Source organism: Streptomyces sp. NPDC051662, from assembly GCF_040681655.1.
Lineage (GTDB): Bacteria > Actinomycetota > Actinomycetes > Streptomycetales > Streptomycetaceae > Streptomyces.
Genome location: NZ_JBFAZD010000006.1, coordinates 315,864 through 335,453, shown reverse-complemented (window position 1 = coordinate 335,453; position 19,590 = coordinate 315,864). Strand labels below are relative to the sequence as shown.

At 72.4% G+C, this 19,590-nt stretch carries 15 protein-coding genes and 1 riboswitch; of the genes, 11 read left to right on the top strand and 4 right to left on the bottom strand.

Going from position 1 to position 19,590, the window contains the following annotated elements; translation table 11 throughout:
- Positions 1-247 precede the first annotated feature (247 nt).
- A riboswitch (cobalamin riboswitch) is annotated at positions 248-314 on the top strand.
- Positions 315-616: 302 nt separating this feature from the next.
- The 5 genes from AB0M67_RS13450 to AB0M67_RS13430 are packed head-to-tail and all read left to right on the top strand — an operon-like array spanning position 617 to position 6,390.
- The gene (locus AB0M67_RS13450) at positions 617-1,930 is read left to right on the top strand and encodes a prenyltransferase/squalene oxidase repeat-containing protein (protein WP_365745469.1); all 1,314 of its coding nucleotides are present in this window, start codon (positions 617-619) and stop codon (positions 1,928-1,930) included.
- The gene (locus AB0M67_RS13445; protein WP_365745468.1) at positions 1,927-2,655 is read left to right on the top strand and encodes an SCO2322 family protein; all 729 of its coding nucleotides are present in this window, start codon (positions 1,927-1,929) and stop codon (positions 2,653-2,655) included. The genes AB0M67_RS13450 and AB0M67_RS13445 overlap by 4 nt, the downstream gene beginning before the upstream one ends.
- On the top strand, positions 2,652-3,818 hold the full coding sequence (locus AB0M67_RS13440) for an energy-coupling factor transporter transmembrane protein EcfT (RefSeq protein WP_365745467.1): 1,167 nt from the start codon (positions 2,652-2,654) through the stop codon (positions 3,816-3,818). The genes AB0M67_RS13445 and AB0M67_RS13440 overlap by 4 nt, the downstream gene beginning before the upstream one ends.
- Positions 3,815-5,551: an ATP-binding cassette domain-containing protein gene (locus tag AB0M67_RS13435; protein WP_365745466.1), complete on the top strand. Its 1,737-nt coding sequence runs from the start codon at positions 3,815-3,817 to the stop codon at positions 5,549-5,551. The genes AB0M67_RS13440 and AB0M67_RS13435 overlap by 4 nt, the downstream gene beginning before the upstream one ends.
- Positions 5,548-6,390 (top strand): ECF transporter S component, encoded by an 843-nt coding sequence (locus AB0M67_RS13430; protein WP_365745465.1) that lies wholly within the window; start codon positions 5,548-5,550, stop codon positions 6,388-6,390. The genes AB0M67_RS13435 and AB0M67_RS13430 overlap by 4 nt, the downstream gene beginning before the upstream one ends.
- A 98-nt stretch (positions 6,391-6,488) precedes the next feature.
- On the opposite strand, the gene AB0M67_RS13425 is transcribed toward AB0M67_RS13430, so the two are convergent.
- Complete coding sequence (locus AB0M67_RS13425) at positions 6,489-8,585, bottom strand: bifunctional glycosyltransferase 87/phosphatase PAP2 family protein (RefSeq protein WP_365745464.1); 2,097 nt, start codon at positions 8,583-8,585, stop codon at positions 6,489-6,491.
- A 233-nt stretch (positions 8,586-8,818) separates the two neighbouring features.
- On the opposite strand from AB0M67_RS13425, the gene AB0M67_RS13420 reads away from it, so the two are divergent.
- Complete coding sequence (locus tag AB0M67_RS13420; RefSeq protein ID WP_365745463.1) at positions 8,819-9,487, top strand: O-methyltransferase; 669 nt, start codon at positions 8,819-8,821, stop codon at positions 9,485-9,487.
- A gap of 118 nt (positions 9,488-9,605) precedes the next feature.
- On the opposite strand, the gene AB0M67_RS13415 is transcribed toward AB0M67_RS13420, so the two are convergent.
- Both AB0M67_RS13415 and AB0M67_RS13410 read right to left on the bottom strand, forming a co-directional pair.
- Positions 9,606-11,654, bottom strand: coding sequence for an MFS transporter (locus tag AB0M67_RS13415; protein WP_365745462.1), 2,049 nt, complete (start codon positions 11,652-11,654; stop codon positions 9,606-9,608).
- Between the two features lie 551 nt (positions 11,655-12,205).
- Positions 12,206-12,625, bottom strand: a complete 420-nt coding sequence (locus AB0M67_RS13410; RefSeq protein WP_365745562.1) for a hypothetical protein — start codon at positions 12,623-12,625, stop codon at positions 12,206-12,208.
- On the opposite strand from AB0M67_RS13410, the gene AB0M67_RS13405 reads away from it, so the two are divergent.
- Together AB0M67_RS13405 and AB0M67_RS13400 are read left to right on the top strand one after the other, a co-directional pair.
- On the top strand, positions 12,546-12,821 hold the full coding sequence (locus tag AB0M67_RS13405) for a peptidoglycan-binding domain-containing protein (protein ID WP_365745461.1): 276 nt from the start codon (positions 12,546-12,548) through the stop codon (positions 12,819-12,821). The genes AB0M67_RS13410 and AB0M67_RS13405 overlap by 80 nt on opposite strands.
- A 160-nt stretch (positions 12,822-12,981) precedes the next feature.
- Positions 12,982-13,656, top strand: a complete 675-nt coding sequence (locus tag AB0M67_RS13400) for an HAD-IA family hydrolase (protein ID WP_365745460.1) — start codon at positions 12,982-12,984, stop codon at positions 13,654-13,656.
- 62 nt (positions 13,657-13,718) lie between these two features.
- On the opposite strand, the gene AB0M67_RS13395 is transcribed toward AB0M67_RS13400, so the two are convergent.
- Entirely contained in the window at positions 13,719-14,456 is a 738-nt protein-coding gene (locus AB0M67_RS13395; RefSeq protein ID WP_365745459.1) for an ABC transporter permease, read from the bottom strand.
- A gap of 349 nt (positions 14,457-14,805) precedes the next feature.
- Between AB0M67_RS13395 and AB0M67_RS13390 the strand changes: the two genes are divergently transcribed.
- The 3 genes from AB0M67_RS13390 to AB0M67_RS13380 all read left to right on the top strand — a co-directional run bounded on the left by AB0M67_RS13390 (position 14,806) and on the right by AB0M67_RS13380 (position 19,553).
- Positions 14,806-15,459, top strand: coding sequence for an HNH endonuclease family protein (locus AB0M67_RS13390; protein ID WP_365745458.1), 654 nt, complete (start codon positions 14,806-14,808; stop codon positions 15,457-15,459).
- Between the two features lie 86 nt (positions 15,460-15,545).
- Entirely contained in the window at positions 15,546-17,297 is a 1,752-nt protein-coding gene (locus tag AB0M67_RS13385; protein ID WP_365745457.1) for an alkaline phosphatase D family protein, read from the top strand.
- Between the two features lie 120 nt (positions 17,298-17,417).
- Positions 17,418-19,553: an FAD/NAD(P)-binding protein gene (locus AB0M67_RS13380; RefSeq protein ID WP_365745548.1), complete on the top strand. Its 2,136-nt coding sequence runs from the start codon at positions 17,418-17,420 to the stop codon at positions 19,551-19,553.
- Positions 19,554-19,590: the final 37 nt, after the last annotated feature.

The following is a 19,590-nucleotide window of genomic DNA, read 5'->3' as shown; positions in this document are numbered from 1 at the left end:
CCCGACTGTTCGCCGGATTTAACCTGGTTGTCAGAGAACGGAGCTGCGTACGGGGCATCCGGCCCGACGCGCGGCCGTGCGCGGGACGGCGTGGCGGGCCGTCCGCGAGCGCGGCTCCCCGGGGCCTCCGCCCGGAGCGGACCGCGTGACGGCCGGTAGAGTGGGCCAGTGCTGTGACCGGAAAGGTTTACGCGAGCCGGTGAACCTTTCCGGTCACAGCACCAGTCGTCATCACGCCCGTATGGAGGGAAGCCGGTGCGAAACCGGCGCTGACCCGCAGCCGTGAGCCGCCTTCGGGCGGCGAGCCGGAATGCTCCGTACGCGGTCGTGACCGGCTCGTGCCATCGGAAGCCGCCGGTGGCCGGCATCGTCGAGGAATACGTTGCCGGGAGGGGCCGCCAGGCCGTTTCCGAGAAGTAGCGCCGTCCGGCAGGACGGGCCCCGCGACGTCCGGCGCGTGCGATCGCACGGCGGAGGTTCACCCTCGTACGGGACCGTACCGGGGCGCTCCGACACCGCGGCGAGTGCGTGTGCCAGACGTCACGGGGAGGCGGGACTTCTCGGACACGGCCCGGTGTGCCCGCGCCCGGCCCCCGCAGGAGAGGCCCCGCCCGCCATGACCACCGTCCGCCGCTGCGCAGCGGCGCTCGCCGCATCCGCCGTGCTCTGTGTGGCGCTCGCTCCGGCCGCCGTCGCGGGGGGCGATGTGCCGGCCGCCCCCGGCTCGTCCCCGTCCGTCGACCCCGCCCCCGCGCCTTCCCCGGCCCAGCCCGCGCCGGTCAAGATCCCGCCGGGTCTGTACGGCGAGAAGGACCCGACGTACGACGGGGTCTGGCGGCAGTCGCTGGCGATGCTGGGCCAGTTCGCGGCGGGCGTCCGGCCCGCGAACCAGGCGGTGGCCTGGCTGAAGGGGCAGCAGTGCGCCAACGGCGCGTTCCCCGCGTACCGTCCGGACCCCGCCACACCGTGCGACACGAAGACCGCGGTCGACTCCAACGCCACGGCGGCGGCCGTCCAGGCGCTCTCCACGCTCGGCAAGCAGCGGCCGACCATAGACAAAGGGATCGCCTGGCTGCGGTCCGTGCAGAACAAGGACGGCGGCTGGAGCTACACCCCCGGCACCCCGAGCGACGCCAACTCCACCTCACTGGTGATCGGCGCGCTGACCGCCGCCGGGGTGCGCCCCACCTCGGTGCTGTCTCCCGGGGGGAAGAACGCCTACGACGCGCTGGTGGGCCTCTCGATCCCGTGCGCCACCGAATCGGGCGCGGACGCGGGTGCCTTCGCGTACCAGCCCGACCCGTCCGGGAAGCTGTCCGCCAACGACGACGCCACCGCGGCGGCCGTCCTCGCCGGGGTCGGCAAGCGGCTGGTCAGCGGTCCCGTGAAGGCGGGCCCCGCGCCGGAGTGTGTCCCGGCGGCGGATCTCGCGCCGGAGCGCGCGGCCCGCAACGGCGCCGCCTATCTGGCCTCCGCGCTCGCGGCCACCGGCCATCTCGACCTGCCGCCGATGCCCGGCGCCGACGACAGCGCGCCGCTGCCCGACATCGGGAACACGGCGGAAGCGGTACTCGCCCTGACGGCCACCGGCTACGGGGACCAGGCCAACCGGGCGCTGGAGTGGCTGAAGCAGAACAGCGGGGCGTGGGCGCAGGAGAACGGCCCGGCCGCCTACGCGCAGCTGATCCTGGCCGCCCATGCCACGGACACGGATCCGCGCAACTTCGGCGGTATCGACCTCGTGGAGCGGCTGAACGCGACCGGGCCCGCGCCGAAGGCCGTCGCCGTACCGGCCTCGCCGGCCGCCGCGGCGAGCACGGGCGTCGACGACGGCGGGCGCGCCGTGCTGTGGCTCTTCGTGATGGGGCTGGTCGTGGTCGGCTACATCGTCTTCCGGATCAGCATCCGCGGAAAGACAGCCCGGCCGTGATCCGTACTCGTTCCCGTCTTCCTCTTCTACACGTTCCTCTTCTACGCGCCTTCGCCTGCCTCGTTCTCGCGGTCGGCGCCCTCGTCGCGGGGGCGCCGACGTCCCAGGCGGCCGGTTACCGCTACTGGTCGTTCTGGGAGAGCGACGGCACGAAGTGGACGTACGCCACCCAGGGCCCGGCCACGGCACGGCCCGCCGACGGTACGGTCAACGGCTTCCGTTTCGCGGTGAGCGCGGACAGCGGGGACGCGGACCGGCCGCGCGGGACACCGGACTTCACGGCGGTGTGCGGCGCCACCCCCGCACGGGACGGCCTCAAGCGGATCGCCGTCGTCATCGACTCCGGTACGGACGCCGACGCCCCGGGCGGGGAGAAGCCGCCCGCGCTCCGGGCGGAGTGCGCCCGGGTGGCCGAGGACGCGACCAGCGCGGAGGCGCTCGCGGCGGTGGCGAAGCCGCTGCGCTACAACAGCGAGGCCCTGCTCTGCGCCATCTCCGGCTATCCGGCGTCGGGGTGCGGCGAGCGGGTGTCGGGCGGCGGGGCGGAGCCGGAGCCTTCCGGAACGCCCGCGCGGGCCTCCACACCGGCGGCGGGCGGCACGCGCGAGGGCGCGGGCGACGGGGGAGGCGACGGCGGTCCGTCGGCCGGTCTCCTCGCCGGGGCCGCCGCCGTGGTCGTCCTCGCGGGGGCCGGTCTCTGGCAGGCCCGCCGCCGGCGCGGATGAGCCGCACCGTCGACCGCGCCGCCACCCTCCGCGCACCCGAGGCGAACCGCTCCAACGCCCTGCACGCCGGGGCGTGGTGGCTGTGGGCGCTCGGGCTGGCCGTGGCGGCGTCCCGTACGACCAACCCGCTGCTGCTCGGGCTGCTGGTCGGGGTCGCGGGCTATGTGGTGGCGGCCCGCCGTACCGACGCGCCCTGGGCCCGTTCCTACGGCGCGTTCATCAAGCTGGGGCTGGCGGTGATCGTCATCAGGCTGCTGTTCTCGGTCTTCCTCGGCTCACCGGTCCCCGGCGAGCGCGTCCTCCTCACCCTGCCCGAAGTACCGCTGCCCGACTGGGCCGCGGGGGTACGGGTCGGTGGCCGGGTGACGGCCGAACAGCTGGTCTTCGCGCTGTACGACGGAGCGAAGCTGGCCACGCTGCTGATCTGTGTGGGCGCGGCGAACGCGCTCGCCAGCCCGGCCAGACTGCTCAAGTCGCTGCCGGGCGCGCTGTACGAGGCCGGGGTCGCCGTCGTCGTCGCCATGACCTTCGCGCCGAACATGGTCGCCGATGTCGGACGGCTGCGTACCGCCCGGCGGCTGCGCGGCCGGCCCACCGGTGGGGTCCGGGCGGTGCTCCAGATCGGACTGCCGGTCCTGGAGGGCGCGTTGGAGCGCTCGGTGGCGGTCGCGGCCTCGATGGACGCCCGTGGCTATGGACGTACGGCCGAGGTCCCGCGCGCCGTACGGCACACCACCACCGCGCTCACGCTCGGCGGGCTGCTGGGCGTCTGCGCCGGTTCGTACGCCCTGCTCGCCGCCGAGGGCGCGGGCTATGGGCTGCCGCTGCTGGGCGCCGGGGTGATCGCCGCGCTGGCCGGGCTGCGGCTCGGCGGCCGGCGCTCGGTCCGTACCCGCTACCGCCCCGACCGCTGGGGCCTTCGCGCCTGGCTGGTGGCGGGGTCGGGCACGGCCGTCGCGGCGCTGATGATCCGGGCGGGCGCCGTCGATCCCGCGGCGCTGCACCCCGGTGTCGTACCGCTGGTGGCTCCGGTACTGCCGCTCTGGCCCGCGGCGGGGGCGCTGCTCGGGCTGCTGCCCGCGTTCGTCGCGCCCGTACCCGCCCCCTCCCCAGCGGCCCTTCCCGCGCGGAGAGAACAGACACAGAGAGAGACGGCGTCGTGATCCGGTTCGAGCAGGTGTCGGTGACGTACGGCGATGCCTCGGCGCCCGCGATCGACGGGGTCGATCTCACCGTGCCCGAGGGCGAACTCGTCCTGCTCGTCGGCCCTTCCGGGGTCGGCAAGTCGACATTGCTGGGGACGGTGTCCGGTCTCGTACCGCACTTCACCGGCGGTCTGCTGCGCGGCCGGGTGACCGTCGGCGGCCGGGACACCCGTACCCACAAGCCGCGCGAACTCGCCGATCTCGTCGGCACGGTGGGCCAGGACCCACTGGCGCACTTCGTCACCGACACCGTCGAGGACGAGCTGGCGTACGGCATGGAGTCGCTGGGCCTGGCGCCCGATGTGATGCGGCGCCGCGTCGAGGAGACGCTCGATCTGCTGGGCCTGGCCGAGCTGCGCGACCGGCCGATCGCCACGCTCTCGGGCGGGCAGCGGCAGCGGGTCGCGATCGGTTCCGTACTGACTCCGCACCCCAGGGTGCTGGTGCTCGACGAACCGACCTCGGCGCTCGACCCGGCGGCGGCCGAGGAGGTCCTCGCCGTGCTGCAACGGCTGGTGCATGACCTCGGTACGACGGTCCTGCTCGCCGAGCACCGGCTCGAACGGGTGGTGCAGTACGCGGACCAGGTCATCCTGCTGCCCGGCCCAGGACTGCCCCCGGTGGTCGGGGACCCGGAGCGGATCATGGCCGTGTCGCCGGTGTATCCACCGGTGGTGGCGCTGGGCCGGCTGACCGGCTGGGAGCCGCTGCCCCTGTCCGTACGGGACGCGCGGCGGCGGGCGGCGGGGCTGCGCGAACGGCTGGCGGACCTGCGGCCGGAGCCGGTGGAAGGCACGGGAACGGTCGCGGCCCCGGCGGCGACGGCCGCCCGTACCCCGCTCGGCAGACTCCTGCGCCGCCGCGCGACGACGGCGCGGGACGCCGCCCCCGACCGCACAGGGCCGCTCGCCGTGGTCACCGGCCTCGGGGTACGGCGCGGCCGGACCGAGGCGCTGCGCGCCGTGTCGCTGACCGTCACGCCGGGCGAGACCATCGCGCTGATGGGCCGTAACGGCGCGGGCAAGTCCACACTTCTCTCCACCCTGGTCGGGATGGTCGCGCCGGCCGCCGGCTCCGTCCTCGTCGGCGACCGTGCCCCGCACCGTACGCCGCCGGGGGAGCTGATCCGGCACGTCGGTCTCGTACCGCAGGAGCCGCGCGATCTGCTGTACGCCGACACGGTCGCCGCCGAGTGCGCGGCGGCGGACAGCGACGCGGGCGCGGTGGACGGGAGTTGCCGTGCGCTGGTCCATGAACTGCTGCCGGAGGTGGCGGACGCCACGCATCCGCGCGATCTGTCCGAGGGGCAGCGGCTGGCGCTGGCCCTCGCCGTCATCCTGACCGGACGGCCGCCGCTGCTCCTTCTCGACGAGCCGACACGCGGCCTGGACTACGCGGCGAAGGCCCGTCTCGTCGGGGTGCTGCGCGCGCTGGCGGCCGAGGGGCACGCGATCGTCCTGGCGACCCACGATGTGGAGCTGGCCGCGGAGCTGGCGCACCGGGTGGTGATCCTGGCCGACGGCGAGATCGTGGCGGACGGCCCGACGCCCCGGGTGGTGGTCTCCTCGCCGGCCTTCGCGCCGCAGGTGACAAAGGTCATGGCCCCCCAGGAGTGGCTGACGGTGAGTCAGATCCGTACGGCGCTGGCGACCGCGCCGGCGCCGGCACACGAACCGGAGGGGACGGAATGACGGCACCGGTCCCCCGGGCGCGCGCCGTGCGGCTCGGTCCTCGCGCGGTCTGCGCCCTCGCCCTCATCGGTGCGATCGGGGTGGTCGCCTTCGGCTGGCCGCTGCTCGCCGACTCCGCGTCCGGACTCGCGCATTCCCAGGACGCGCCCTGGCTCTTCGCCGCGCTGCTCCCGCTCCTCGTGGGCGTCGTCGTCGCGACGATCGCCGATTCCGGGCTGGACGCGAAGGCGGTGGCGATGCTGGGGGTGCTGGCCGCCGTCGGGGCGGCGCTGCGGCCACTGGGGGCCGGTACGGCGGGACTTGAGCCGATGTTCTTCCTGATGGTGGTGAGCGGCCGGGTCCTGGGGCCGGGGTTCGGTTTCGTACTCGGCTCGGTCACGATGTTCGCGTCCGCGCTGCTGACGGGCGGGGTCGGGCCGTGGATGCCGTTCCAGATGCTGGCGATGGGCTGGTTCACGATGGGCGCGGGGCTGCTGCCCGGCCCCGGCCGGCTGCGGGGCCGCGGCGAGCTGCTGATGCTGGCGGTGTACGGGGCGTGCGCGGCGTTCGCGTACGGCACGGTCATGAACCTCCAGGGGTGGACCTATATCGGCGGGCTCTCCTCCGGGATCTCCTTCCATCCGGGCGATCCGGTCCACGACAATCTGGTGCGCTTCCTGGCGTACTGCGCGGCGACGTCGTTCGGCTGGGACCTGGGCCGGGCGGCGCTGACGGTCGCCCTGACCCTGACGATCGGCGCGACCGTGCTCAAGGCGCTGCGGAGGGCGACGCGCCGGGCGGCGTTCGAGGCGGAGGCGCGGTTCGAGGAGCCGGAGGCCGGGGCGAAGGCCCGGGTGTAGGCCGGGGCCCCGCGGGTGTGGGCCGGGGCCCGGCCCGGTGTGCGGGGTCCAGCCCGGTGTGCGGAGTCCTGCCCGGCGTGCGGGGCCCGGCCCGGCGCTCAGCCCGTCGGCGTACGCTCCGCGCTGTCGCCCGTACCGCCCGTACCGCCCGTACCGCCCGTACCGCCCGTACCGCCCGTACCGGCGAGCCCCTTCCCCTCCGGGAACGGATCGGCCTTCCCGAGCGCCGCCGCCCGTGGCTCCAGCCGCCGCGGTCCCGCCAGCAGATAGGTCAGCCCGAAGCCGGCCCCCACCACCGCCGCGCCGCCCACCGCGTCGAGCACCCAGTGGTTGGCGGTGGCGACGATCGCGCACACCGTGAAGAGCGGGTGGAGCACCCCGAGCAGCTTCATCCACGCCTTGGGTGCCAGGACGACGATCACCACACCGCACCACAGCGACCAGCCGAAGTGCAGCGACGGCATCGCCGCGTACTGGTTGGTGAGGGCGGTCAGCGCCCCGTAGTCCGGGTTGGTGAGATCCTGCGGGCCGTGCGCGGTGTCGATGAAGCCGAGGCCCGGCATCAGCCGCGGCGGCGCCAGCGGGTAGAGCCAGAAGCCGACCAGCGCGAGCACCGTGGCGAAGGCGAGCGAGGAGCGCGCCCAGCGGTAGTCCGCCGGGCGGCGCGCGTAGAGCACACCGAGGATCGCCAGCGGCACCAGGAAGTGGAACGACGAGTAGTAGAAGTTGAAGAAGCTCTCGGCCCACTTCGCGTTCACGACCGCGTGGTTGAACCAGAGCTCGATGTCGATCCCGAGCGCCCGCTCGATCGAGTGGATCTGCCGGCCGTGCTCCTCGGCGGCCTCGCGACCGCCCGTCGCGGCGAGCCGGATCTGGGTGTAGACGGAGAAACCGACCCGGATCGCGAGCACTTCGAGCAGTAGGTTCGGCCGGCTGAACAGCCGCCTCCAGAACGGCACCAGCGGTATCCGGCCCCAGCGCGCGGGCACGGGGCGCGCGTACTCGGTCGGGACGGGCTCCTCGAAGTACCGCGCGGTGCGCGACAGGAACGGCACCGCGCAGGCCGCCGCCAGCGCCGCGACGAGTGGGGCGTTCTCCCGCAGGGGCACGAGCACCCCCACGTTCGGCAGGAGCATCGTCCCCGGCAGTGTCATCACCAGCACCACGACCGCCGGCCACACCAGCCGGTCCCGGGCCTGTACGCCGACCCGGCCGACCAGTGCCAGCAGCACCCACAGCAGCTGGTGCTGCCAGGCGGTCGGCGAGACGGCGATCGCGACACAGCCGGTCAGCGCGACGGCGAGCAGCAGTTGCCCGTCACGCGCGTAACGGACCGCGCGCCGCAGCCCCAGGAGGACGACGACCGCGGCCAGCGCGATGAACAGCACCACTTCCAGGGGCCCCGTCAGGCCGAGCCTGAGCAGCGCGCCGTGCAGGGACTGGTTGGCGAGACTGTCGGGGCGCTCACCGAGGCCAGCGCCCGCCACATGGTGCACCCAGTACGCCCAGGAGTCGCCGGGCATCGCGAGCCACGCCACCGCCGTACTCGCGGCGAAGACCCCGGTCGTCGTCACGGCGGCCCGCTTGCGGCCCGTCAGCCAGAGCAGCGGTACGAAGAGCAGCACGGCGGGCTGGAGCGCCGCGCCGATACCTATCAGCGCACCGGAGCCGCGTTCGCCGCGGGCGACGAAGCAGCCGAGCAGCACCAACAGGACGGGAATGATGCTGGTCTGGCCGAGCGAGAAGCTGTTGCGCACGGGCAGCGACAGCATCAGCAGACTGATCGCGACCGGCGCGGCCAGCAGTCCGGTACGGCGCGACACCCGGCCGGGAAGAGCACGGGCGGCGACGAGTCCGAGGGCGACGACCAGCAGGAGCGTCCCGAAGGTCCACGCGATCCCGAGCGTCTGTTCCGCCGAGCGTGCCAGCGGTTTGAGTACGAGGCCGGCGAACGGTGTCCCGGTGAACCTCCCGGTGTCGTACAGCGAGCCCGTCACATGCAGCACGCCGTTCTCACCGATCCAGGTCTCCAGATCGGTCAGCCGTTCACCGGGCGGATGCCGGAGCACCGCCGCCGCCTGTCTCACCGCCAGCACGGCGGCGACCAGCCAGAGAACCGCGCGGACCCGGCCGAAACCGGTCCCCGCCGTACCCGCCGCCGCACCGCCGTGCACGCTGTGCTCCGCATTCACCACGCCGCGCCGACCCTCCGTCCGATAACGCCGTCCTTGGGGCATAGAGCCTCGCACTGCCCTGTCGGGAAGACTCAGGCAACCCCCTCTTCGCCTGACTGTCATCCATGTTTTGTCCTGACGCCCATGATTTCCGGACTTGCGCGGACAACGAGAGGACAACGAGACAGGCCGACGGCGCACAATGAATCCGCGTCCGGTAACGCCATCACGTCCCGCACCGACGAAAGGCCCTCATGTCCCAGGAGCAGTGGAACGCCGTCGACCGCTACTTCACCGATCAGCTCGCCCCCGGAGACGAAGCGCTCTCGGCCGCCCTCGCCGCGAGCGACGCGGCCGGCCTGCCCGCCATCGGCGTCGCCCCCAACCAGGGCAAGTTGCTCCAGTTGCTGGCCCGTATCCAGGGCGCGCGCACGGTCCTCGAAATCGGCACGCTCGGCGGCTACAGCACCATCTGGCTGGCCCGTGCGCTGCCGGAGGACGGGAAGCTGATCTCGCTGGAGTACGACCCCCGCCACGCCGAGGTGGCCCGCGCCAATCTGGTCCACGCGGGGCTCGACAAGATCACCGAGGTCAGGACGGGGCCCGCGCTGGAGACGCTGCCCGTTCTCCTGGCCGAGGACGCGGGCCCCTTCGATCTCGTCTTCATCGACGCGGACAAGCGGAACAATCCGCACTATGTGGAGTGGGCGCTGAAGCTCACGCGTCCGGGCAGCGTCATCATCGTCGACAACGTCGTACGGAACGGGGCGGTCGCCGACGCGGACAGCACCGACGCCTCCGTACAGGGCACGCGGCGCGCGATCGAGCTGATGGCGGAGCACCCGCGGCTGTCGGCGACCGCGGTGCAGACGGTGGGTTCCAAGGGGTACGACGGCTTCGCGCTCGCCCACGTACTCGCCTGACCGGGCCGGACCCCCGAGCCGCCGGACCGCCGAGCCGCCGGACCGCCGAGCCCGGGTGCCGCTGAGCCCGCGTGCCCCCGGGAAGGACCGGAGGCCGCGGGCCGTCCCTCACCTGCGGTCAGGCGGCGTGGTCCCTGGGCGGCCCCGGTACGCGCGGCCGATCGCTGTCGGAGCCGCACAGCTCGCTGGTCAGCTCGCGCACCAGCCGCACCAGATCCGTCGGCCGATCGGGCCCCCACCAGTCCCCCAGCAACTCCGCCAGGGAATCCTCGCGCGCCTTCGCCAGCGCCTCGGCCATCTCCGCACCCCGGTCACTGAGCGTCAGCCCCAGCCCCTCGCGACGCGCCAGCCCGCGCACCTCCAGCTGCCGGGACGCGTCGGTGATGGTCCTGAGCGGTACGGGCGTGACGTCCGCGAGCAGGGCGGGTTCGACCGAGCCATGGCGTCTGATGCGCAGCAGCAGCCAACTGGCCGCAGGCAGCAGGTCGTACCCCGCCTTGGCGTTCATCGTCTCGTAGACCTGCCGACGGCCCTCGCGAGTGCCGAGGAGCGACAGCGCGCGGGCGCACTCGTCGCGCGAGGAGCGCTCGACCGGGTTGGACGCCAGGGTCTCGGTGATCTCCGGGGCGGTCACCGAGCCGCGCAGCCTGTCCTCCTTGAGGAACCACGAGACGAGGAAGGCGAGGAGCACCACCGGCGCGGCGTACAGGAAGACATCGGTGATGGAGGTCGAGAACGCGTTCAGAACGGGGGGCCGCAGCGCGGGCGGCAGCCGGGTGATGGCATGGGGGTCGGCCGAGATGTCGGCGGGCGCCACGCCCGGCGGCAGCGTCTTGCCGGCCAGCACGGCGCTGATCTTGCCATGGAGCAGATTGCTGAAGATCGTGCCGAAGACGGCGACGCCGAAGGAGGCGCCGATGGAGCGGAAGAAGGTGGCGCCCGAGGTGGCGACGCCCAGGTCCTGATAGCTGACGGAGTTCTGGACGGCCAGCACCAGGATCTGCATGACCAGTCCGAGCCCGGCGCCGAAGACGAAGAGATAGGCGCTCATCACCCAGGTACCGGTGAACTGGGTGAGCTGGTGGAGCAGCAGCAGTCCGAGGGCGGTGACGCCGGTGCCGAGGACGGGGAAGACCTTCCAGCGGCCGGTACGGCTGACGATCTGCCCGGAGAGGGTGGAGGTGATCAGCAGCCCGAGCACCATGGGCAGCAGATGCACCCCGGACAGGGTGGGGCTCACGCCCTGCACCACCTGGAGGAACGTCGGCAGATAGGTCATCGCGCCGAACATCGCGAAGCCGACGATGAAGCTGATGAGCGCGACCAGCGTGAAGGTCCTGAGCCGGAAGAGCCGTAGCGGCAGTACGGGTTCGGCCGCGCGCCGCTCGACCCGTACGAAGAGGGCGAGGAGCAGCAGCCCGAGGGCCGCGAGTCCGATGATCTCGGGCGAGTCCCAGGCCCAGGTCGTACCGCCGAGCGAGGCGACGAGCACGAGGCAGATGGCGACGGACGCGATCAGGAAGGTGCCGAGATAGTCGATGGTGTGCTTGGTCCCGTGTACCGGGATATGCAGGACGGCGGCGATCACGAGCAGCGCGACAACACCGACGGGCAGATTGATGTAGAAGACCCAGCGCCAGCTGAGGGACTCCGTGAAGAAGCCGCCGAGCAGCGGGCCGAGGACGCTGCTCGCACCGAAGACGGCCCCGAACAGGCCCTGGTACTTGCCGCGTTCGCGCGGGGGGACGAGATCGCCGACGATCGCCATCGACAGCACGATCAGCCCGCCGCCGCCCAGTCCCTGGAGCGCGCGGAAGCCGATGAGCTGAGGCATGTTCTGGGCGATGCCGCAGAGCGCGGACCCGATGAGGAAGATGACGATCGCGATCTGGAAGAGCTTCTTGCGTCCGTACTGGTCACCGAGTTTGCCCCAGAGGGGGGTGGCGGCGGTCGAGGCCAGCAGATAGGCGGTGACGACCCAGGACAGATGCTCCAGACCCCCGAGGTCACTGACGATGGTCGGCAGCGCGGTGGAGACGATGGTCTGGTCGAGCGAGGCCAGCAGCAGTCCGAGCAACAGGGCGCCGATGGCCACGAGAACCCCGCGCGGGTTCTGGTCCTCGCCCGGGGCCCGGCTCGGGGCAGGGGCGGTCACGTCCTGAGCCATGGGGGTATCTCCTTCTGGAACATGGGTCATCTCCTCGGGTTCGCCGGATCTCCATCCTGTCCGCTTCGCACCGTTCTGTCACGTTGTGGTGTACGAGGCACCCGCCTCCTCGCACACCTCTCACGCGCCCCTCCCGCGCCCCTCGCGCACCGAGGACCCGCCGGGACGCCCGGACGTCGCACTCCGTTCGGATACGGGCTGCATAATCGGCGGCAGTTCAAGGGGAGGGGACCCACGTTGACCGGACAGCTCTGTCCCGACTGCGGTACGCCGCGCACCGCGGAAGACAGACCCGGCTGCGACTGCGGGGAACTCGGCGGGCGATCCGAGAGGACGCCGGCGGAGGGGGCGGCGCGGAACGCGACAGGGCGGGCGGCCGAGATCGCGGCGGCCGAGGACTTCGATCCCCTGCGGATACGGCCGTACGTGACGCTCGGCACGGGGGCCGAGGCGCCGCGGTCGTTCCGTACTGCGGGCCCGCTGCCGCCGCTCGCGGCGCCCGCACCGACGGGCGCTCACGCCGGATCGCCGCCCCCGGCCGGTGACGGCGATCATCCGGCGCCGCCGCCCGTCCGGCGCAAGCCGTACCGGGCGATGGCGATCGGCGCCGCGGCGGTGGCGGTGATCGGCACGGTGGCGTTCGCCGGGAAGGTCCTCTCGCAGGACGCCGGTGAGGTACGGGCACGGCCCGACCCGGCGCACACCTGGCTGCCGTCGATGGATCCGCGGGACACCTCTGCGACGGCGGTCACCCCCACCCCGATCTCGTCGGCGACACCGTCGGCCGCCGCGCCCCCACCGCCTCCCGGCCCGACTCCGACCCCCACCCCGACCCCGAGTGCGTCACGGTCGGTCGAGGCGAAGACACCGGCGCCCTCCGCCCCGCAGACCATGAGCGAGCCGACGCGGGAGCGCGACAGCGCGCCGGCGGACGACTCGCTCGGGCCGGGCGACTCCGGACCCGAGGTCATGGAGCTTCAGTGGCGACTGGCGGAGATCCGGCTCTTCCACGGCAGCCCCGACGGCCGGTACGACGACCGCGTTGCGGGTGCCGTCGGGCTATATCAGTCGTACAAACAGATTGACGATGATCCTCGGGGCGTCTACGGACCGCGTACCCGGCGGGCCCTGGAGGCCGACACCCGGGGTGCCGGTCGCCGCCACTGACCCGCTTTGTATAATGACGAAACAAAGTGGTTCCGCCCGTTCACCCTGACCGACGGGCGGAGCCACTTGGTTCGCTCGCCCCACGTGTTCCGCTCGCCCTGCTCGCCCCGCTCCCTCGCTTGTCTCGTTCGTTCTCGCTTCCGCGCTCTGGAGTCCGCCGATGACGGCCACCGCTTCCACCACGACGTCCGTCCTGACCGCCCGTGCCCTCCTGCTCGACATGGACGGCACCCTCGTCAACTCCGACGCCTCCGTGGAGCGCTGCTGGCGCCTCTGGGCGAGCGAACACGGCCTGGACCCCGAGGAAGTCCTCAAGGTGGTCCACGGCCGCCAGGGGTACGCCACGATGGCCGTCCTGCTCCCGGACCGCCCCATGGAGCAGAACTACGCCGACAACCGCGTCATGCTCGCGCAGGAGACCGCGGACACGGAGGGCGTCGTCCCGATCCCCGGCGCCCCGGCCTTCATGTCCGCCATCGCCGAACTCCCGCACGCCCTGGTCACCTCGGCGGATGTCGCGCTGTCCGACGCCCGGATGACGGCGGCGGCCCTCCCCATGCCCAGCATCCGCGTCACGGCCGAGAACGTCACCGCCAGCAAGCCCCACCCGGAGGGCTTCCTCCTGGGCGCGGCGACCCTGGGCTTCGCGCCGGAGGACTGCGTGGTCTTCGAGGACTCCGAGGCCGGCATCGAGGCGGCACGGGCGGCGGGCATGCGCGTGGTGGGCGTGGGCCCGCGAGCGAAGGCGATGTCCCCGGACGCGCATGTCGACGACCTCACCCAACTGCGGGTGGAAGCGCTGCCGACGGGCGAGATCGCGCTGCGCTTCGGCTGATCCCCCGGCCCCGCCGGCCGTCCGGCGGCGTCGGACCGACCGCGGGGCGCGGCACCCGGCACTCACTCCCCCCGGTGCAGCCGCCCCCGCGCCACCAGTTCGAGCACCACGCTCACCGCCACCGCCTGTACCGCCATCAGCGCCACCAGAACGAACAGCTGGACCGCACCCGCCAGTACCGGTGACGCGCCGCCCAGCAGCATGCCCACGAACGCGCCCGGCAGCGTCACGAGCCCCACCGTCCGCGTCTGATCCAGCCCCGGCAGCAGCGCGTCCGCCGCGGCCGGCCGCGCCACCTCCATTCGCGCGTCACGGTCCAGCAGCCCGAGGGCGAGCCCCGCCTCGACCTCTCCGCGTCGCGCGTGCAGTTCGTCGAGCGCCCGCCGGCCGCCCAGCACCGTCGCGGTGAGCGCGCCGCCGATGAGGATGCCGGTGATGGGGATGACCGCGATGCCCTTGGCCGGCACGACCCCCGTGAGCAGCAGCGCGGTCATCACGGGCGCCACCCCCGCTCCGATCGGTACGGCCGCCCACCACCAGGTCCTGTTGCCGGTGATCCGGCGGCCGGCGGTCCGTACGGCGACGGCGTACATGAGGGCGACGAAGCCGAGCAGCGGCGGTACGGCGCCGACCACCCACCCGATCACCAGCGAGACCACGCCGAGTTGGACCGCGGCCCTGACCCCCGCGACGGCGATCTCGCGGGCCCTGCCCAGCTGGGCGAGCGCGGCCACCGCCACGGCCACGATCAGCAGCGCGCCGAGTACGACCCCGAACGTGATATCGACCCGCAGCAGCACGGGTCCACCCTATGCCGCTCGTACGCTCCGCACGCCCCGCGCACCGGGGCGCGCTCCCGCGTAACGCTCCACGCCGATCTCACCAACATCGCCCGGATAGAACACAATTGCCCACCCCTCAGGAAGAGCCGATTCCGCTTACCCCCTTGATGTGACGTGCTCATGTCGTCACCCTGTTACCTGAAGCCCACCTCCCGGAAACCCACCGCAACCACGATGGCGGCCGGGCCCACGGCCCCGCACGGTCCCGTCCAGACGACCCCAGGTGCCGCACGGCCCAGCCCCCCACGGCTCCACACGCACCACCCCGCACGGCCCCGTCAGGTCCCCCCACTCCAAGGGAGTTCACATGTCCGGTGTCTACGCGCGTCGAATGTCCCGTGCCGGCGTCCTCGCCGCCACGGCCGCCATCGCGACCGCCACCACCCTGCTGACCGCGCCCACGGCGCAGGCCGCCATGCCCACCCCCGTCAGCGCCGCCACGGCACGCAGCTACCTCAGCCAGCTGACCGTTCAGGCGGAAGGTTCCTCCAGCGGTTACAGCCGTGACCTGTTCCCGCACTGGATCACCCAGTCCGGCGCCTGCAACACCCGTGAGGTCGTGCTCAAGCGCGACGGTTCCAACGTCCAGCAGGACTCCAGCTGTGCCGCCGTCAGCGGCACCTGGTACTCCGAGTACGACGGTGCCACCTGGAGCGCCGCGTCCGATGTGGACATCGACCACATGGTGCCGCTCTCCGAGGCGTGGAAGTCGGGCGCGAACAGCTGGAGCACGGCGCAGCGCCAGGCCTTCGCCAACGACCTGACCCGCCCGCAGCTCATCGCCGTCACGGACAACGTGAACCAGTCCAAGGGCGACCAGGACCCGGCGAAGTGGATGCCGTCGCGCACCGCTTACAAGTGCACCTACGTCCGCGCCTGGGTGCAGGTGAAGTACTACTACAACCTGAAGGTCGACTCCGCCGAGAAGAGCGCGCTCCAGAGCACCCTGAACGGCTGCTGAGCAACCACTTCCCCGGTCCCACGGTCCCTCCCGTCGACTCCGTACGGTCGTTCCGTACCGTACGGGGGCGACGGAGGAGGCTTTCTATGACCCGGCTGCGCCTGGGACCACTGCTGCGGTACGTCGACGGGGACGGCCGCGGCACCGCGACCGTCTGGGTCGAGGCCGACCGGCCCGCCACGGCGGAGGTCCGCTGCGGTGACGGCGCGTACGGCACCTCGCGTACGTTCCACATCGCCGGTCACCACTACGCGCTGATCCCGGTGACCGGACTCACCCCCGGCACCGACACCCCGTACGAGGTGCTGCTCGACGACCACCGTGTCTGGCCGCCCGAGGACTCCCGGTTCCCGCCGAGCACGATCCGTACGCCGGTCGTGCCCGCCGCCGAACTGCGGGTGTCCTTCGGCTCCTGCCGCTGGGCGTCACCGCCGCACGACGAGCCCGACCCGATCGGTCCGGACGCCCTCGACGCCCTGGCCACACGTATCGCGGGCGATCCCGCCGCCGCGCGCCCGGACGTCCTGCTGCTCCTGGGCGATCAGGTGTACGCGGACGAGACGTCGAAGGCGACCCGGCGGCGGCTGGCCAAGCGCCGCGATCTGAGCGAGCCGCCGGGCCCGGAGGTCGCGGACTACGAGGAGTACACCCACCTCTACGACGAGTCCTGGAGCGACCCCGCCGTACGGTGGCTGCTCTCCACCGTCCCCAGTTGCATGATCTTCGACGACCACGATCTGATCGACGACTGGAACACCAGCGCCGCCTGGCTGGCCGACATGCGGGAGAAGCCCTGGTGGCAGGAGCGAGTGCTCGGCGGCCTGATGTCGTACTGGGTCTACCAGCACCTGGGCAACCTCTCCCCCGCCGAGCTGGCGGCGGACAAGCTCTACGCGGCGGTACGCGCCGAACCCGACGGCACGGAGCTGCTGCGGCGCTTCGCCGCCGAGGCCGACCGTGATCCGGCGTGCGCGCGCTGGAGTTACCGGCGCGACTTCGGGCGTACGCGGCTCCTGATGGTCGACTCCCGCGCCGCCCGGGTGCTGGCGGAGCGGGACCGCGCGATGCTGGACGAGGCCGAGGCGCGCTGGGTACGCGAACAGGTACTGGACGGCCGGAGCCCGGAGAACAGCGGCGCGGAGAACAGCGGCGCGGACGGCGCCGACAGTGGACACGCCGACGGCGCGGGCACGCGTGGACCGTACGACCATCTTCTGATCGGCACCTCACTGCCCTGGCTGCTGCCGCCCTTCATCCATGACGTGGAGTCCTGGGACTCCGCCCTCTGCGGCGGCGAACGCGGCCCCCGCTGGGCGCGGTTCGGCGAACGGCTGCGCAGGGCGGCCGATCTGGAGCACTGGGCCGCCTTCCCCGACTCCTTCGAGGAGCTGACGGCGCTGATCGCGGAGGCGGGCAGCGGCCCCGACGCCCCGGCGACGGTGTGCGTCCTGTCCGGTGATGTGCACCACGCGTATGTGGCCGAGCCCTCCTGGACGGCGGGCGGCGGCCCGGACGCGCGGGTCGCGCAGCTGACCTGCTCGCCCGTGCACAACTCCATCCCCGGCTACCTGAAGCTGGGCTTCCGCTTCGGCTGGAGCGGGCCGGCCCGGCGGCTGGGACATGCGCTGGTCCGGCATGGACGGGTTGTCCGTTCGTCCGTCAACTGGCGCAAAACGGGCGGCCCCTGGTTCGGTAACCAGCTGATGACCCTGACGCTGCACGGCCGTTCCGCCGATCTACGGCTGGAACAGGCCCGCGAGCACGGGCGCGCCCCGGAGGCCGGCCGGACGCCCGGCTCGCAGCTGGTGACCATTCAGGAAAGGTCTCTGACGCCCTGACGGCGCTCCTGACGGCCCTTCCGACGTCGGTTCCATGCGCCTGACAACGTTGCCGTGATCATTCCCACACGGCGTGATCCTTCACCCAAGGGTTCGAACTCGCCATGCACGAGCGGCATGATGAGCGGACTAATCGCTTCCAGCACCTCACCCGCCCCGGGAGTCACAGCTTTGTGCGATGTACGGCAGCCCCTGCCCCGCTCTCTCGCAGTCGTCGGCGCCGGCCCCCGTGGCACCTCGGTCCTCGAAAGACTCTGCGCGTCCGTACCCGAACTCGCCCCGGACGTCCCCCTCACCGTGCATCTCATCGACCCCGCGCCCCCGGGCGCGGGTCTCGTCTGGCGCACCGACCAGCCCGCCGAGTTGCTGATGAACACCGTCGCCTCTCAGGTGACCGTCTTCACCGACGACAGCGTCGAGTGCGAGGGGCCGATACGCCCGGGGCCGAGCCTGTACGAGTGGGCCACGACCCGGTCGGACGAGCGGCTCGGACCCGACGACTATCCGAGCCGTGCCGCGTATGGCCGGTATCTGGAATGGGCCTTCCACAGAACGGTAGAGAACGCGCCGGAGAGCGTGACGGTTGTCGTTCACCGGGCCCGTGCGATCCGGCTCGATGACGACACCGACAGGACCGCTCCAGACGCGTCAGCCCCACCCACCTCAACCGGTTCACCCCAAACACCCGGTAGCTCCACCGCGCACCGCCCCACGCAGACGCTCTTTCTCGACGATGGCACGACGATTTCCGGCCTCAGCGCCGTCGTGCTCGCGCAGGGCCATCTACCGGTGGTTTCCGGCCAGACCCAGGCGGCCCTCGCGGAGTACGCGGTCCGTCACCGGCTCCGCTATCTGCTGCCCGCGAACCCCGCCGATGTCGATCTCTCGGCGATCGCCCCCGGCGAACCCGTTCTGCTGCGCGGACTCGGGCTGAACTTCTTCGACCACATGGCGCTGCTGACGGCGGGCAGGGGCGGTCTGTTCACCCGCGATACGGACGGCGTTCTCGTATACCACCCGTCAGGGCGCGAACCGCAGCTCTACGCGGGGTCGCGGCGCGGCATCCCGTACCAGGCACGCGGGGACAACGCGAAGGGGCCCTCCGGCCGGCACCGCCCGCTGCTGCTGACCCCGGATGTGATCGCGGTGTTCCGCAAACGCGCGGACGAGGGCGACCCGCCGGACTTCCTCAAGGAGATATGGCCGCTGGTCGCCAAGGAGGTGGAGGCGGTCTTCTACGAGGCGACTCTCCGCGTGGCCTCCCGCGAGGACGGCTCCGGCTCCCGCCCGACGGCACAGCGGTCGCCGTCGCCATCAGCATCGCCGTCGCCGTCGTCGGCAGACTGGACGGCGGACTCGTGGGAACGCGTGCTCGAACGATTCCTCGCCGCGCCCCACGGCAGCCCGCAGGAGGCCGCCGTCCTCGACGAGGCGGGGATCGCGCCCGCCGACCGCTGGTCCTGGGACCGGATCTCGCGCCCGTACGACGGGGTGTCCTTCCGCGATCCGGCCGATCACCGCGCCTGGCTCCTCGCCCATCTTCGCGAGGACGCGGCCCAGGCCGCGCTCGGCAATGTCACGGGCCCGGTCAAGGCGGCCCTGGACGTGCTGCGTGATCTCCGCAATGAAGTACGGCAGATCGTCGACCACGCCGGCCTCCCCGGCACCTCCCGGCGCGACCATCTCGACCGCTGGTACACGCCTTTGAACGCTTTTCTCTCCATCGGGCCGCCGCGCCGCCGAATCGAGGAGATGGCGGCCCTGATCGAGGCGGGAGTGCTGGATGTGATCGGCCCGCGGACGACCGTACGGACGGCGGACGGCGGGTTCACCGCCGAGTCCCCCGACGTTCCGGGGTCGCTGATCCACGCGACGACGCTCGTGGAAGCCCGGCTTCCGGAACCGGATCTCAGGCGCAGTTGCGATCCGCTGCTCTCGCGGCTCCTGAAGACCGGTCAGTGCCGGCCGCACCAGGTCGGTGGTTACGAAACCGGTGGACTGGATGTAACGCGCCGTCCATATCGCCTGGTAGACCGTCGGGGGGAAGCCCACCCGCGGAGGTTCGCGCTCGGGGTGCCCACGGAAGGAGTCCACTGGGTGACGGCGGCGGGAGCGCGCCCCGGGGTCGACTCGGTGATGCTCTCGGACTCCGACGCGGTGGCACGTGCCATCCTGCGGACAACGGACATACCGCACCCCGGATACACGACGCGAATTGACCCTCCGCCGAATGTTGAACTTGCAAGCATTGATTAGGCGTCCTTAACCTGAGGCAGGAACTTCTCATCGGTCC